This window comes from Mesorhizobium sp. BH1-1-5, assembly GCF_020165615.1.
GTDB lineage: Bacteria > Pseudomonadota > Alphaproteobacteria > Rhizobiales > Rhizobiaceae > Mesorhizobium.
This window is the reverse complement of record NZ_JAIUIM010000002.1, coordinates 207,828-222,646: the sequence shown is the minus strand read 5'-3', so window position 1 is coordinate 222,646 and position 14,819 is coordinate 207,828. Positions and strand designations below refer to the sequence as shown.

General features: G+C 65.6%; 10 protein-coding genes. 6 read left to right on the top strand and 4 right to left on the bottom strand.

The features are described 5' to 3' along the window. From LB572_RS03670 to LB572_RS03660, 3 genes are all read right to left on the bottom strand, one after another. Complete coding sequence (locus LB572_RS03670; RefSeq protein WP_224666755.1) at positions 1–1,473, bottom strand: MATE family efflux transporter; 1,473 nt, start codon at positions 1,471–1,473, stop codon at positions 1–3. A gap of 114 nt (positions 1,474–1,587) precedes the next feature. Further along, on the bottom strand, positions 1,588–3,063 hold the full coding sequence (locus LB572_RS03665; protein ID WP_224666754.1) for an esterase-like activity of phytase family protein: 1,476 nt from the start codon (positions 3,061–3,063) through the stop codon (positions 1,588–1,590). A 285-nt stretch (positions 3,064–3,348) separates the two neighbouring features. Further along, positions 3,349–4,374, bottom strand: a complete 1,026-nt coding sequence (locus tag LB572_RS03660) for a LacI family DNA-binding transcriptional regulator (RefSeq protein ID WP_224666753.1) — start codon at positions 4,372–4,374, stop codon at positions 3,349–3,351. 180 nt (positions 4,375–4,554) lie between these two features. Between LB572_RS03660 and LB572_RS03655 the strand changes: the two genes are divergently transcribed. The 5 genes from LB572_RS03655 to LB572_RS03635 all read left to right on the top strand — a co-directional run bounded on the left by LB572_RS03655 (position 4,555) and on the right by LB572_RS03635 (position 9,524). After that, the gene (locus LB572_RS03655) at positions 4,555–5,586 is read left to right on the top strand and encodes a Gfo/Idh/MocA family protein (RefSeq protein WP_224666752.1); all 1,032 of its coding nucleotides are present in this window, start codon (positions 4,555–4,557) and stop codon (positions 5,584–5,586) included. Next, on the top strand, positions 5,583–6,491 hold the full coding sequence (locus LB572_RS03650; RefSeq protein WP_224666751.1) for a sugar phosphate isomerase/epimerase family protein: 909 nt from the start codon (positions 5,583–5,585) through the stop codon (positions 6,489–6,491). The genes LB572_RS03655 and LB572_RS03650 overlap by 4 nt, the downstream gene beginning before the upstream one ends. Positions 6,492–6,593: 102 nt before the next feature. Then, positions 6,594–7,607 (top strand): substrate-binding domain-containing protein, encoded by a 1,014-nt coding sequence (locus tag LB572_RS03645; protein ID WP_140809065.1) that lies wholly within the window; start codon positions 6,594–6,596, stop codon positions 7,605–7,607. Between the two features lie 76 nt (positions 7,608–7,683). After that, positions 7,684–8,478, top strand: a complete 795-nt coding sequence (locus LB572_RS03640) for an ATP-binding cassette domain-containing protein (protein ID WP_224666750.1) — start codon at positions 7,684–7,686, stop codon at positions 8,476–8,478. Next, a complete protein-coding gene (locus tag LB572_RS03635; RefSeq protein ID WP_224666749.1) occupies positions 8,478–9,524 on the top strand; it encodes an ABC transporter permease in 1,047 nt (348 codons plus the stop codon). The genes LB572_RS03640 and LB572_RS03635 overlap by 1 nt, the downstream gene beginning before the upstream one ends. Before the next feature lie 33 nt (positions 9,525–9,557). On the opposite strand, the gene LB572_RS03630 is transcribed toward LB572_RS03635, so the two are convergent. Then, entirely contained in the window at positions 9,558–12,212 is a 2,655-nt protein-coding gene (locus LB572_RS03630; protein WP_224666748.1) for an ATP-dependent helicase, read from the bottom strand. Between the two features lie 240 nt (positions 12,213–12,452). On the opposite strand from LB572_RS03630, the gene LB572_RS03625 reads away from it, so the two are divergent. Further along, positions 12,453–14,768 carry a glucose/quinate/shikimate family membrane-bound PQQ-dependent dehydrogenase gene (locus LB572_RS03625; RefSeq protein WP_224666747.1) on the top strand — a complete coding sequence of 772 codons (2,316 nt, stop codon included), beginning with the start codon at positions 12,453–12,455 and terminating at the stop codon, positions 14,766–14,768. Positions 14,769–14,819 lie beyond the last annotated feature (51 nt).

The following is a 14,819-nucleotide window of genomic DNA, read 5'->3' as shown; positions in this document are numbered from 1 at the left end:
TTAGCTGTTCGGTGGCTCCGGCAGCAGTTGCGCGCGCTGGCGCGGCACGCCGAGGCCCGTGTCGGGCGGCTCGCCCGCGGCCGGCCGGTCCTCGATCATATGCATGGTCCGCCAACGGCCGAAGCGATAATAGGCGGCGGCCAGCACCAGCGAAGCGATCGAGCCGGCCGGAAAGCTCCACCACAGCGCTTCCTGGCCGATGACGCTGCGCATGGAATAGGCGAAGCCGGTGCGGATGATCAGCACCGAGATGATCAGGATGATCAGCGGCGGCATGACGGCGCCGGTGGCGCGCACCGTGGCGAACAGCACGATGGTGACGCCGAACAGGATGAACGACCAGGACGCCGCCTTGTTGATGTGCGCGGCGATGTCGATCGCGGCGCTGTCGCCGATGAGGAAAAGGCTGAGCACCGGGCGGTCGAAGACGAAAAGCAGCGCCACCAGCGCGCCGGTCAGCACCAGGTTGAAGCCGACGCCGGACGCCGCAACCTTGCCGATGCGGTCCCAGCGCCCGGCGCCGACATTTTGTGCCGCCATCGAGGAGACAGCGGCGCCGATCGCCAGAGCCGGCATCTGGATATAGGTCCAGAGCTGGGCTGCGATGCCGTAAGCGGCCGCGACCTGCGATCCGTAGGAATTGACGATGCCCATCACGGTCAATGCCGCGGCCGAGATGACGATCATCTGCAGCCCCATCGGAATGCCCTTGAAGACGACGATGCGCAGCAGCGCCGGGTCCGGCTTGAGCAAGGCGAGATCGGCGCCCGCCAGCCGCAGCGGATGTTTGCGCACATAGAGCACGATCAGGATGGCGATCACGCTCACCGTCTGACCTATTAATGTCGACGTCGCCGAGCCGGCAATGCCGAGCGCGGGGAAGGGGCCGATGCCGCGGATCAGCAGCGGATTGAGCACGACGTCAAGGACGACCGCCAGTGCCATGAAGACAAACGGGGTGCGCGAATCGCCGGCGCCGCGCAGCACGGTCATGACGAAGGACAACAGGTTCATCATCGGCACGGCGACGAAGATGATGCGTAAGTATGCGCGCGCCAGCGGCAAGGCATCGGCCGGCGTGCCGAGCCCGGTCAGGATGGCGTCGACCCAGATCCAGCCGCAGACGGCGAACACGACCGAGACGAGGAAGAAGAAGGTGGCGCTGGTGCCGACGATACGCCGGGCCTCGGGGAGGTCGCGGGCGCCGACCGACTGGGCCACCAGGATAGTCGCCGCCATGCCAATGCCGAAGACCGTGCCGAGGATGAGGAACAGCACCAGATTGGCGTTGGAGGTCGCGGTCAGCGCCGCCTCGCCGAGGAAGCGGCCGACCCAGACCGCGTTGATCGAGCCGTTGAGCGACTGCAGCACGTTGGAGCCCAGCACCGGCAGCGCAAACAACAGCAGCGTGCGCGGGATCGGGCCGCTGGTCAGGTCGTGGGTCCGCCGGCGGGCGGGCTTTTTGTCATCCATGTTGTTATCCATGGTGGGCACCGAAAATGAATCAGGCCCGCGATGCTATCGCAGGCCTGACGCTCATGCATCCCATTACGCTTGGCAACGGCTGCCGTCGCCGCCCGTGTCCCATTACTGGGTGGTGTTGCCGGAAAGGCCAGGCAAGGTGACCTGATAGACCAGGAAGGTGGTGTCGACATCGGCGCCGTCCTCGGCCTTGTAGGGCGCGCCGACCTGGAAGCCGTCCTGGGTGAGGAAGTCGTTGTCGTTGGCGACGAACAGGAAATAGTCGTCGGGCAGCTTCGGGTCGAGCACGGAGACCAGCGACATTGCTTCCCATTTCTCCGAGAGATTGTCCTTGTCGTTCGGCGCGCCATTGTGAAGGCCGAAGCGGCCGAGCTCGCCCTTGTCGTTGATGTCGATGAAGGAGGTGAGCTTGGCAGGCGTCACCGACGGGTCAACGACGCCCTTGGGCGCGACCGGCTTGTCGGCGGCATCGAACGGACCGTTGGCGATGTCGGTCGCGGTGGAAAGGTCGACGATCTCGATCTTGCGATAGAGCGACTCGTCGCCCTTCAGCCCCTGGCCGTTGCCCGAGTCGCGCGCCAGCATCAGGAAGCTCTTGTCGGAGAGCGCGACGATCTCGCTCTGCGCGGCGACCTTGGTCTTGCCCTTGGCGTCCTTGAACACCGGCAGCGGCACGACATATTCGTGCGCCAGCTTGAGGTGAGCGAGGTCGGAAGCATCATAGACCAGCGCGCGGGTGTTCTGGCGGGTCGAGCCGGAATCGCCGCCGTCCTGGCGGGTCGCCGATTGCAGCACGGCGATCAGGAACTTGCCGTCCGGCGTCATCGACATGCCTTCGAGGCCCTGGTTGTTCTGGCGGCCGGTCTCGGGATCCTTCGGATCGGGCTCGGCGGCGCCCGGCCCGGGATTGTCGGAAGCGAAGTTCGGCTTGCCGTGGCGCATCGGCACCAGGGCCGCGGGCGGCTGCGTCGCCGACATCAGGCGGCCTTCGGCCGAGAAGCGATAGATGTTGGGTCCATATTCGTCGGAGATGAACATTGTGCCGTCGGGCAGCCGCACGATCGCTTCGTCGTCCAGCGCCAGCTTGCCGTTGTCGGCCTGCGGCAGGATCGGCATGTCGCCGGCGGCCGGTCGCACGCCGTTCAGAGGATCGAGGCCGGTGGTATCGGCGCCCTTGTCGTCGGTCAGAAGCATGGTGTCGGCAAGCGTCGCCTTGACGCCGGTCTGTTCCTGCCCAGCGGCGGGCGCGGCACCTGGAGCGGTCGGCGCCAGCTCGATCGCGATCGTGTTGAGGCGCGGGCGATAGTCGGTCGTGCCGACGACGTTATAGCCGCGGTCCGGCAGCAGCCAGAGCGAGCCCTTATAGCCCGCGCCGTCGCGCGCCCAGCCCTTGGTGTCGATCGACATGCCGGAGCCGGAACCGAAGGTCTCGCCGAACTTGTCCCTCTGGCTGGCCGGAATGCGGCCGATGCCGACCAACCCCTTGTTGACATAGGCGACGCCGTCGGCGAGCGCCGGGGTCAGAGCGGTGAACAGGGCAAGTGCCACGCCGAGCGCGACGGTTCGGTTGAGATGTTTCATCGATATCCCCTTCTTGACGAGCAGAGCGACCATTGGCTCAGAAGGGCGTGGCATCGACGATGCGGCCTACCCTTGCCGTCGAGCGGTCTAGGACGCGAACGTGATGGTTGCGTGACAGGAGGGTCTCTCCTTCTCCCCTTGTGGGAGAAGGTGGCCGAGCGAAGCTCGGTCGGATGAGGGGTGTTCCAGGGAATGCTAACGTTTCACTCCGCTGGAACACCCCTCAACCGTCTCGGCGCTGCGCGCCGATCCACCTTCTCCCACAAGGGGAAAAGGGAGAGGTGCTCAATCGCTCTCTCTTGCGGCCAGCTCCAGCGGCCAGACCTCGCGGATGATGCGCGTACCTTCAGGGCCGGCGAAGGCGGGAAGCGACGCCAGAAGCATCTCGGCCAGCCGCCGCCCCATCGGCTCCAGCGACGGACGGAAGGCGGTCAATGCCGGCGAGAAGTAGCGGCAAAGCGGCGTGTCGACGATGACGATCACCGCGACGTCGTGGCCCGGCCTGATGCCCATCTCGGCCAGCGCCTTGCAGCCGCCGAGGGCCATGGCGTCATTGTTGAAGATGATGGCGGTCGGCCTTTCCTTGGAGAGCATGACGCGCGGCGTCACCTCGTAGCCGCCGGTCTCGTTGATGAAGCCGTCGGCGATCAGGCCGGGGTCGACTTCGATGCCGTGCCTCTTCAGCGCCTTGCGGTAGCCGTCGAGGAACAGGTAGCCGAAGTTGAGATCAAGCGAAGGGCGGATGGCCGCTATGCGGCGGTGGCCGCGCGCGACCAGCCGGTCGACGGCTTCATCGCCCGCCCTCTCGAAATCGATATCGAGCGAAGGATAGGTGTCGCCGCCGGACTGACTCCGGCCAAGCGTGGCAAATGGAAAGCCGGCCTTGCTGAGATAGTCGATCCGATCGTCTTTCCGCCGTGTGTTAGCCAACACGACCGCATCGGCCCGGCGGGTTTCAACCACGCGGCGCAGCCTCTCCGGCTGATATTGGCCGGGCTCACCCATGACGACCATCAGATCGAGGTCGCTTTCGGCGAACCGCGCCTGCAGGCCGGTCAGGAACGGGATGAAGAAAGGCTCGCCATATTGCTGGTCGCCCGGATGCGGCTGCAGCATGAAGGCGATCGAGCGGGTGGCGCCCTGGCGCAGACTGCGGCCCGACTGGTTGGGCGAATAGTTCAGCTTCCTGGCCGCCTCGAGCACACGCTGGCGCGTCTCCGCATTGACGTCGGCGCGGCCGTTCAGCGCGCGGGACACGGTGCCGATCGAAATGTTCAGGTGACGCGCGAGATCGTGGATGCTGGACGCCAAGGCCGTTCTCCCCCTGTCTTCGCTAGCACCGGCCGACCCTCAGGCCAAGCAGTGGATGTCGATTTTCGCGAGCAGGTGATTGACATTCTACGCCATCGGGTGTGTTCTCGTAAACGTTTACGGTGATGCCGTCGACGCTGTGACACTTGGCCTGGAGGGGCCGAGCGGGAGGAGCGCTGGATGATGAAGGTCGTCCTGGTCGGGTGCGGAGCCATGAGCAACCGCTGGCTCGACGCCGCAAGGCAGATCGAAGGGCTGGCCGTTGCCGGCCTTGTCGATCTCGATGCCGAGCGGGCGCAGGCGAGGGCGCGCGAATACGGGCTTGCCGCCGCCGTCATTGGCACCAGCGTTGACGCCGTTCTCGACCAGACAAAGCCGGATGCCGTGTTCGACGTCGTGGTTCCAGCGGCCAGGCGCGAAGTGGCCCTTTCCGCTTTTGCCCATAATTGCCATCTCCTGACCGAGAAGCCGCTGGCCGACAGCCCGGAGAACGCGCGCGCCATTGTCGAGGCGGCGCGTCGCGCCGGACGCGTTCACGCCGTCGTCCAGAACCGCCGCTATATCGCCGATGTCAGGCGGATCAGGCGGTTCCTCGATTCCGGCGCCATCGGCAAGCCGACCAGCATCCATGCCGATTTCTTCGTCGCGCCGCATTTCGGCGGCTTTCGCGAGGAGATGCGCCACGTGCTGCTGCTCGATATGGCGATCCACACTTTCGATGCCGCCCGCTACATGGTCGCCGGCGAGCCGGCCAGCGTCTATTGCCAGGAATGGGAGCCGGCCAATTCCTGGTACCGGCAGGGTTCGTCGGCGAGTGCCGTCTTCGACCTCGGCGGTGGCAAGGTCTTCACCTATGCCGGCTCCTGGTGCGCCGACGGCTTCCGCACGAGCTGGGAAGGCAGCTGGCGCATCGTCGCCCAGCGCGGCAGCCTGTTGTGGGACGGCCATGACGGGCTGAAGGCGGAGGTGGTTGCGACCGGCCGCGACGGTATCATCGACAAGACGCAAGCCATCGAGGTGCCACCGCTCGATCCCGCCGACCGGGTCGACGGCCATCTCGGCATCATCAAGGATTTCATGCACGCGATCGAAACCGGCACTGAGCCCGAGACGCGCGGCGCCGACAACATCAAGAGCCTCGCCATGGTGTTCGGTGCGATCGAAAGCGCCGAAACCGGACGGCGAGTGGCGATCAGACAGGAAGCACAATGATGCCGAACCCGCTTCTCGATATCAGGATCGGCACCATGGTGCGGGCGAATCTCGACGATCCGGCCGCCTACGTAAGGCAGATCCTGCCGCTCGGCTTCGAGAGTATCCAGCCTTTCTTCTGGCAGACGCTGGGCGGCAAGGATCTGCCGCGTCTCGCCGGTGAGATTCGCGAGGCGATCGGGGACGCCGACGTGACGGTGTCGTCGATCGGCGTGTTCGGCAATCCGCTGGAAGGGGACGAGGCCGATCGCGGCGTGCTCGCGGCCTGGGAGACGGTGATCGACAACGCGCATCTGTTCGGCACCTCAATGGTCTGCGGCTTCACCGGCCGCCTCCGCGGCAAGAAGCTGACCGACAGCCTGCCGCGTTTCCGCGAGGTGTGGGGGGCGCTGGCCAAGCGGGCCGCCGACAAGGGCGTGCGCATCGCCTTCGAGAACTGCGCCATGGACGGCAACTGGGCGAGCGGCGACTGGAACATCGCCCACAACCCCGACGCCTGGGAGCTGATGTTCAACGAATTGCCCAACGACAATCTCGGGCTCGAATGGGAGCCCTGCCACCAGCTCGTCTACCTGATCGACCCGATTCCGCAGATCCGCAAATGGGCGCCGCGCATCTTCCACGTCCACGGCAAGGACGCGACGGTGCGCTGGGACGTGATCCGCGAGCATGGCGTGTTCGGCCGCCTGCCCTTCGTGCAGATGCGCACACCGGGTTTCGGCGACAGCGACTGGACACGCGTGATCAGCGAGTTGCGGTCGGCAGGCTACAAGGGCGCCATCGACATCGAAGGCTGGCATGACCCGGTCTATCGCGGCGATCTCGAGATCACCGGCCAGGCGCGCGCGCTCGACTACCTGAAGCAATGCCGGGGAGGGAACAGCTACCTGCCCAATCCGGCTTGAGCAGCGGCCGGCGGGAGGAGCCGGCTGAAGACTGCGGCGCTGAGCCGAAGCAATCGTCGAAAACGCCCTCCGATTGCGAGGGACAAAAAGGGAGGAACGTGCATGAGCATGACGACCAGAAGGACTGTTCTGCGCTCGACCGTCGTGGTGGCCGCCACGGCGCTCTGCGCCTCGATCTCCACCTTGCCGGCGCAGGCGCTCGACGCCCAATGGTGCAAGGACGTCCACATCCGCTTTTTCGTCGGCGGCGCCGAGGGCGACGCCTTCGGCACCATCGTCTACAATGGCGCCAAGCAGGCGGCCGCCGATCTCGGGCCGAAGGTCGACTACATCTTCTCCCAGTGGGATGTCGAGAAGATGGTGCAGCAATTGCGCGAGGCGGTCGCGGTCAAGCCTCAGGGCATCGCCATGATGGGCCATCCGGGCGACGCCGCGATCATGCCGCTCGCCGAGCAGGCGCACAAGGACGGCATCAAGATGATGTACCAGAACGTCCCGGTGCCTAAAGTGACGGCCGCGTTCGGAGGCGGCTATGTCGGCGCGCAGCAGGAGCAGCAGGGCCGCGCGCTCGGCGCCGAGGCGTTCAAGCTCGGCAAGCTCAAGGCCGGCGACAAGGCGATCATGATCGGTCCGTTCGAAAACGAGAGCCGCGGCGCGCGCGAGCGCGGCACGGTCGCTGCGCTGAAGGAAGCGGGGGTCGAGGTCATCCAGCTGTCCTCGCCACCGAGCGGCGAATGGGCGTCGGACCCCAACCTCGCCATTCCGGTGATCACGGCAGCACTGCTCAACCACCCCGACGTCAAGGCGGTTGGCTATCCCGGCGGCCAGATGCTCGGCAACGTCGCCACCTACATGCAGGCGGCGGGACGCAAGCCCGGCGACATCTTCAACTTCGGCTTCGACACCAGCCCGCAGATCGTCGAGGGTTTCAAGGGCGGCTGGGTGCAGCTGACGGCCGACCAGCAGCCGTTCCTGCAGGGCTATCTGCCGATCCTCAGCCTCTGCCAGCAGGTGGTGCTCGGGCTGGCGCCGATGAATGTCGATACCGGCGCCGGCTTCGTCACGCCGCAGAACTACGAGATCGTTTCCGAGCTTGCCAAGCAGGCGCTGCGTTGACCTCCCAGGCTGCCGGCCGGGATTATTGCCCGGCCGGCGAGACGACCGGCAGGCAGACAATTCCAGCGAGGATCGCATGAGCGAACGCATCATCGAACTGCGCGACATCAAGAAATCCTATGGCCAGGTCTATGCGCTGGGCGGGGTCAATCTCAGCGTCGATCGCGGCGAGGTGGTCGGCCTGATCGGCGACAACGGCGCCGGCAAGTCGACGCTGATCAAGATACTGTCGGGCGTGGTGAAGCCGACCAACGGCGATATCCTGGTGCGCGGCAAGCCGGTCAGCGGATGGAGCGCGGCGCGCTCGCGCGACGCCGGCATCGAAACGGTGTTCCAGGATCGGGCTCTGGCCGTGCAGCAGACCATCGTGCGCAACATCTTCATGGGCCGCGAGCTGACAAGCTTTCTCGGCTGGCTGAAGGTTAACAAGGAGGTCGAGGAGGCGAGCCGGCTGATGCGTGAGATCGGCTTCACCTCGAAAGTGTTCACGCCGCACTCGATCGTCGGCCAGCTCTCGGGCGGCGAGCGCCAGGGCGTGGCGATCGCCCGCGCCATCTACAAGCAGGCCGAGCTGATCATCCTCGACGAGCCGACGACGGCGCTGTCCTTGACCGAGACCGCCAAGGTCTTCCATTTCGTGCGCCAGGTGCGGGCGAGCGGCCGCTCGATCCTGTTCATCGGCCACAACATCCACCACGTCTTCGACATCGCCGACCGTTTCGTGGTGCTCGATCGCGGCAAGGTGGCGCTGACGACCGACCGCAGCGAGGTCAAGTCGGCCGACGACCTGATCAACTTTATGGAAGATGTGGCGCATCCTGGCGGGTTGCCGGGCCTGCACGAGGGCACGGACGCGGAGCAGAGAGCGTGATGAGCAAGGCCATGGAACCCGATCTGCAGTCTTCTCTGGGAAGAACAAGCGGCCAAGCGGCTAAGGAATGGAGCCATCCGTCCGAACACTGGCTGCGCGGCTTCGTCCTCGACAACCGCGCGGCCCTCGGCACGCTGGCCGTGTTCATCGTCATGATGGCGGTGTTCTTGATCGCCAACCCAACCGTCTTCACCACCTGGTATCTCTACAGCTCGGTGCTGACGACGCTTCCCGTCGCGCTGTTCGTGGTGGTACCGCTGGTCTTCGTCGTCACCTGCGGCGAGATAGACTTGTCATTTCCCGCGACGATGGGTTTCGCCTCATGGGTCTTCGCGCTGGTCGTGCAGGCGGGCTACGATCCGTTCATCGGCATTGCGGCGGCGCTGGTCACCGGCACGCTGCTCGGCTTCCTCGTCGGGTCGCTGGTCGTCTATGGCGGGCTGTCGTCGCTGATCGCCACGCTCGGCATGAACTTCCTGCTGCGCGGCCTGATCCAGATCATCAACGAGGGCAAGTCGATGGCGCTGACCGGCCTTGCCGACAGCTCGGCCTACGCGATCTTCTCCAGCCAGCTCTGGGGCATTCCGGTGCAGATTTTCTGGGCGATCGCCTTCGTCGTCTTCTCGGCGCTGCTCTACAACCGCCACCGCTTCGGCGCGCAGGTGAAGGTCGTCGGCGACAATCCGGACAGCGCCAAGCAGATGGGCATCGACGTCAAGCTCGTGCGGGTGAAGGTGTTCGTCTTCACCGGCATAGGGGCCGCGATCGCCGGCACGTTCTCGGTGATGATCAACTTCACCTGGTGGCCAACGGCGGGCGACGGCTATCTGTTGCCCGTGCTGGCCTCGGTGTTCGTCGGCGGCACGCCGACCTGGGGCGGCATCGGCACCGTCGTCGGCGGCGCCATCGGCGCGGTCACGGTGTCGTTCATCCAGACCGGCGTGGTGGCGGCAGGCCTGAGCGGCTTCTACGTGCAGTTCTTCAACGGGCTGATCATCATCCTGTCGCTGCTCGGCCACAAGTGGAACCAGGCAAGGTATCGGTGAGGCAGGAGAATTCGGTTGGGTCGGCTGTGAACTTCAAACGCCGACCACAAACCCGTCCAGCACGCGTTTCTGGCCGGCCTTGTCGAAGTCGATGGTGAGCTTGTTGCCCTCGATGGCCGCGATGTTGCCGTTGCCGAATTTCTGGTGAAAGACGCGGTCGCCGACATTGAAGGCGGACGGGGTGTCGGCGACGGATTTGGCAACCAGCTCGCCTTCGATGGTGCGGCCCTTGACCGAGGTGCGGCCGGCGCCATAGCCGCTATCGGTCTCGCCATAGCCGATGCGCTCGACCTGGTGGCCGGAGCGGGTGCCCCAGTTGCGGTCGGTGGCCTCGGTGCGGTTGGCCTGCGCGCGCTGCCAGCCGGGCGTGGCATAGGTGTTGGAAAAGCTGCCCTGGTCCTTGGCGCCGACATTGTCGAAGCGCGAGGCACCGTAGGGATTCTGCCGGCCGCCGCCGCGTCCGGAAGCAAATGAGCCGCCGCCATAGGGGTTGCCGTAGCCGCCATAGCTGTTGCCGCTGTCGGCGATTTCGACATGGGTTTCCGGCAGTTCATCGACGAAGCGCGACGGGATGGTCGATTGCCACAGTCCATGAATCTGACGGTTGGAGACGAACCAGATGTGCAGGTTCTTTTTCGCCCGCGTCAGGCCGACATAGGCGAGCCGGCGCTCTTCCTCGAGGCCGGAGCGGCCGCCTTCATCCAGCGCGCGCTGGTGCGGGAACAGGCCTTCCTCCCAGCCGGGGAGGAAGACGGTCTCGAATTCGAGGCCCTTGGCCGAGTGCAGCGTCATGATCGAGACCGCGTCCTGCTCGGCATTCTGCTCGGCGTCCATGACCAGCGCGACATGCTCGAGGAAGGAGCGCAGCGATTCATACTCCTCCATCGAGCGGATCAGTTCTTTCAGGTTTTCCAGCCGGCCAGGCGAATCCGCCGAACGGTCGTTCTTCCACATGTCGGTGTAGCCGCTTTCCTCCAGGATGGTCTCGGCGAGCTCGGTGTGCGGCGTGGCTTCCAGCGCCTTTTGCCAGCGCTCGAAATTGGCCGCGACCTCGCGCAGCGCCGCGCGCGGCTTGGGCTTCAACTCGTCGCTTTCGGCAAGTGTGGCCGCGGCCTCCAGCATTGGAATGCGCATGGCGCGCGCCGTGTCGTGGATCTGGCGGATGGTGGCTTCGCCGAGCCCGCGCTTCGGGGTGTTGACGATGCGCTCGAAGGCGAGGTCGTCGCCGCCATTGGCGACGACGCGGAAGAAGGCGAGCGCATCGCGGATTTCCAGCCGCTCGTAGAAGCGCGGGCCGCCGATGACGCGGTAGTTGAGGCCGAGCGTGATGAAGCGGTCCTCGAAGGAGCGCATCTGGAAAGACGCGCGCACCAGGATCGCCATGTCGTTGAGCTTGTGCCGATTCCCTTGTCTATCGGGGCGCTGATAGGCCTCGATGGCGTCGCCGATGGCTCTCGCCTCTTCCTCGGAGTCCCAGGCGGCATGGACATGCACCTTGTCGTCCTCGGGGTCGTCGCGGTCGGTGAACAGCGTCTTGCCGAAGCGGCCCTCATTGTGGGCGATGAGGTGGGAAGCGGCGCCGAGGATATGCGCGGTGGAGCGGTAGTTGCGCTCCAGCCGGATGATGGTGGCGCCCGGGAAATCCTTGTCGAAGCGCAGGATGTTGTCGACCTCGGCGCCGCGCCAGCCATAGATGGACTGGTCGTCGTCGCCGACGCAGCAGATGTTCACTTTGTTCTCGCTCACGGCCGCGCGCTCGCTCCGCTCGCTGGCCTCCGCGGGGGCGGCCTGACCGGCCGACGCCCGGTCGGGCTTGCGGCCTTCGGCCGATGCGCTGCGCCCGACATTGGGCCGCTGGGCCAGCAGGCGAAGCCACATGTACTGCGCGGTATTGGTGTCCTGGTACTCGTCGACCAGTATGTATTTAAACTTGCGGTGATATTCCTTCAGCACGTCCGGATAGGCGCGGAAGATGCGGATCGGGTGATAGAGCAGATCGCCGAAGTCGCAGGAATTCAGCGTCTGAAGCCGTTCCTGATAAGCCTTGTAGAGCTGGCGGCCCTTGCCGTTGGCGAAGCTGCGCGCATCGCCTTCGGCGATTTCGTCGGGGCCGAGCCCCTTGTTCTTCCAGCCGTCGATCATCTGCGCGAAGGTTTTCGCCGGCCAGCGCTTGTCGTCCAGCCCTTCGGCCTGGATCAGCTGCTTGATCAGCCGCACCACGTCGTCGGTGTCGAGGATGGTGAAATCCGATTTCAGCCCGGCGAGCTCAGCGTGCCGGCGAAGCAGCTTCACTCCAATCGAGTGGAAGGTGCCGAGCCAGGGCATGCCCTCGACATTGCCTTCGCCGATCAGGTGGCCGATGCGCTGCTTCATCTCGCGCGCGGCCTTGTTGGTGAAGGTGACGGCCAGGATCTGCGAGGGGAAAGCCCTGCCGGTGGCAAGGATGTGGGCGATGCGGGTGGTGAGCACCCGCGTCTTGCCCGTGCCGGCGCCCGCGAGCACCAGAACCGGACCTTCGGTCGTCTCCACGGCGAGCCGCTGCTCCGGGTTCAAACCCTTCAGATAATCAGGCGCACTGTTCTGGCCGCTACGCGCCGCCATGGCGCGCGCGGCTATGCCGGATGGGGCCGCCGCCGGCCGCGCATTCGGTTCATCGAAAAAAGGCATGTCCTCGGAAAAGCCCGACATCGCCACCGAATGTAGTGATTCGGGGGCGAAAGACCAGAACTGTCTACGTTTTGTTCTAGTTTCGCGTGTCCCGGACCAACTTGACAGCCGGAGCGGGCAGGGGAAAGCTGCGCAGGCAGGGGACGGCGTGTCGTCGCCTGGAACCGCTCTATCTTTTGTTTGACGCAATTCCGGACGGAAAACCGCTTCACACTTTTCCTGAAATTGCTTGAAAGCGCGCAACAGTCGAAGGAGCACGTCTTGGCTGTCACCATCACCTCCCTCGTCCTTTTCCTCATCGGTCTCGTTCTCGGCGGCGGCGGCATCTGGCTCGTCGCGCTGGGTGGCAGCTGGTATTACCTGATCGCCGGCCTGGTCTTCCTGGTCACCGGCTGGCTGCTTTTCAGGCGCAGGTCGACCTCGCTCTGGCTCTACGCGCTGTTCGTGCTCGCCACTTTGTGCTGGGCGGTCTGGGAAATCGGCTTCGACTGGTGGCAGCTCGGTCCGCGCGGCGGCATCATCGTGCTCATCGCCTTGTGGCTGCTGACGCCGTGGGCAAGGCGGGGCTTGCGGGGGCCGGACGGACGCGCGCCGCTGATCCTGGCCGTGCTGGCATCGCTTGCGGTCGCCGGTTATTCGATGACCGCCGATCCCAAGGATATCGGCGGCACGCTCGGCACTGAAAAGGTGGCCACGGCGGCCAATCTCGGCGGCGACACGCCGGCCGGCGAGTGGCACTTCTACGGCCGCACGCCGTTCGGCCAGCGCTATTCGCCGCTCGACCAGATCACGCCCGACAATGTCGCCAAGCTGCAGCCGGCATGGACCTACCGTACCGGCGACGTGAAAGGCCCCGACGATATCGGCGAGACGACCTACCAGGTGACGCCTCTGAAAGTGGGCGCCGCGCTGTTCATCTGCACGCCGCACAATTTCGCCATCGCCATCGATGCCGCGACCGGCAAGGAGAAATGGCGCTACGACCCGAAGATCAAGCTCGATCCCGATCGCCAGCACCAGACCTGCCGTGGCGTGTCCTACTACGCCGACGCCAAAGTCGCCGCCGGCCAGCCTTGTGCCGCGCGCGTCTATCTGCCGACTTCCGACGCCAGGCTGATCGCGCTCGACGCCGCGAGCGGGCAGGCGTGTCCGTCCTTCGCCGAGGGCGGCACGCTGAACCTGATGGCCAACATGCCCTATCCGAAGTCGGGCTATTATTATTCGACGTCGGCGCCGCTGATCGTTGGCGGCAAGATCATCGTCGGTGGCGCGGTCAACGACAATTACTCGACCGAGGAGCCGTCAGGCGTCATCCGCGCCTTCGACGTCGACAGCGGCGCGCTGTTGTGGAATTGGGATTCCGGCAATCCGGACGTGACGACGCCACTGCCCGCCGGGCAAACCTACACGCACAACTCGCCCAACATGTGGTCGACCGCCAGCGCCGACGAAAAGCTCGGGCTGCTCTATGTGCCGCTCGGCAACCAGACGCCGGACCAGCTCGGCATGGGCCGCAGCGCCAATGTCGAGAAATTCTCCTCCTCGATCACCGCGCTCGACCTCAACACCGGGCAATTGCGCTGGGTACGGCAGACCGTGCATCACGACCTGTGGGACATGGACGTGCCGGCGCAGCCGTCGCTGGTTGACATCACCACGGCGAGCGGCGTGGTGCCGGCGCTGGTCGGGCCGACCAAGCAGGGCGATCTCTACGTGCTCGACCGGCGAACGGGCGAGCCGATCATTCCGGTGAAGGAAGTGCCCGCGCCCGGCGGCGCGATCGAGGGCGATCATGCCTCGCCGACGCAGCCGGCCTCGGACCTCTCCTTCAATCCGAAGCCGCTGACCGGCGCCGACATGTGGGGCATCACCATGTTCGACCAACTGGCGTGCCGGATCGAGTTGAAGAAGCTGCGCTATGAGGGGCGCTACACGCCGCCTTCGCTGCAGGGCTCGCTGATCTATCCCGGCAATTTCGGCGTCTTCAACTGGGGCGGCGTCGCCGTCGATCCGGTGCGGCAGGTGATGTTCGGCATGCCGACATATCTCGCCTTCACGTCCAAGCTCATCCCGCGCGCGGACGTGCCGGCGCCGGGCGACAACACCAAGGGCAGCGAGCAGGGGCTGAACCGCAACGAGGGCGCGCCTTACGCGGTGGTGATGGGGCCGTTCCTATCGCCGCTCGGCGTTCCCTGCCAGGCGCCGCCCTGGGGCTATGTCGCCGGCGTCGACCTCAAGACGGGAAACATCGCCTACAAGCACCGCAACGGCACCGTCTACGACATGACGCCGCTGCCTCTGCCGCTCAAGGTCGGCGTTCCAGGCATTGGCGGGCCGATGATCACGGGCGGCGGCGTCGCGTTCCTGGGCGCTGCCGTCGACGACTATCTGCGCGCCTACGACCTCACCACCGGCAGGCAGCTCTGGCAGGCGCGGCTGCCGGCGGGCGGGCAGTCGACACCGATGACCTATACGGTTGCCGACGGCCGCCAGTTCGTCGTCATCGTCGCCGGCGGTCACGGCTCGGTCGGCACCAAGCCGGGCGACTATGTGATGGCCTACACGCTGCCCAAATAGGTGCGCTGACATTCAGGTGAGGCCGGCCTGCGAATGGCCCGGTCCTGCGCT